This window comes from Embleya sp. NPDC005575 (assembly GCF_040605455.1).
Classification (GTDB): Bacteria; Actinomycetota; Actinomycetes; order Streptomycetales; family Streptomycetaceae; genus Embleya.
Window position 1 is genome coordinate 1 of the sequence record NZ_JBEXCV010000360.1, and the last position, 1157, is coordinate 1157.

The 1157-nt window shown below is 74.9% G+C and carries 1 protein-coding gene and 1 pseudogene; both read left to right on the forward strand.

Going from position 1 to position 1157, the window contains the following annotated elements; translation table 11 throughout:
• A pseudogene (locus ABZS54_RS43015) lies at positions 1 to 661 on the forward strand (hypothetical protein); the annotation flags it as partial.
• An 88-nt stretch (positions 662 to 749) separates the two neighbouring features.
• Positions 750 to 1049 (forward strand): hypothetical protein, encoded by a 300-nt coding sequence (locus ABZS54_RS43020; protein WP_355548946.1) that lies wholly within the window; start codon positions 750 to 752, stop codon positions 1047 to 1049.
• Positions 1050 to 1157: the final 108 nt, after the last annotated feature.

Genomic DNA, 1157 nt, shown 5'->3' on the forward strand with positions numbered 1-1157 from the left:
GCCGGCCGCGCCGCCGCCCCGGGTCTCCCCCGAGGCGGCCCCGGCGGCCGGTCCGCCCACGCTCGCCGAGACCGCGGCCGGCGGCGCCCCGACCAAGCCGGTCCCGCTCGCGGATCCCGAGGAGGAGCCGCTGTGGTGGCGGACGCCGCCGGAGGGCGGGACGCCGGAGCGACCCGGCCCCGACATATACGGCGACGGCTCGCTGCACGCGCCGGCGTATCCGATCGGCGTGGTCTCGGACACGTCGGCGACCTGGGACGACGAGGACGCGCTGACCGAACCCACGCCGGCCCTGGGCATGTTCGGTCCGGGCGCGCTGCGTACGCAGGTGCGCGAGGTGTTCGCGATCGCGATGATGGCGATCGGTGCGATCGTCGCCTCGACCGTGGTGGTGCTGCTCGGCTACCTGGTGGTCTTCACGGCGGCCGCGTGGTCGCTCAAGGAGCGGCGGTTCGCCGCGTTCTACGTCCCCGGCACGACCGCACTGGCGTTCGCGACCGGCATGTGGCTGCGCGCCACCGGGCACATGGGCGCGGATCTGACCCGGGACGAGGCGTGGGATCGCTTCGGCGAACTGTTGCCCGCGATGATCCGGATCGCCGCGATCGCCGCCTCCCTGTATCTGCTGTGGCGGCTGAATCGACGTCAGATCACGGCGTAGACACGGGAACACCGCCCGTACTCGGCGTTTTCCGGGTGTGACGCGCTCCGCTGGCGGTGCGCCGCATCCGCTCTTTACGATCCCATTAGTGCTGACCATGGCCGCACACGGCTCGCCCGATCGCAGCCAGGACGCGTTCGTGAAGGTCTCCTTCAAAGGCGGCTCGGCCACGACCGGATCCACCACGACGGGCGGGGCGGGCGGCGGCACCACTGCCGGCGGCACCGCTTCGGGCACGAGCGGCGCGGCCGGCGGCGGCGGCCTGCCACTGACCGGACCGGCCGGCCTGGTCGGCGCGGGTGTCGTCGGTGTCGCCCTGGTCGGCGCCGGCACGCCGGCCGTGCTGAGCACGCGCCGCAGCCGCGGCACACCCCCCACCGCGACCTGAGCACACCCGTCCGTGCCCGCCGGCCCCCCCCCGGGGGGCCGGGGGGGCGCCCCTCGACTGCGAGTTCCACGACTCCACCGGCGGCAAGCCGGCCGTGTGGGTGGCCGA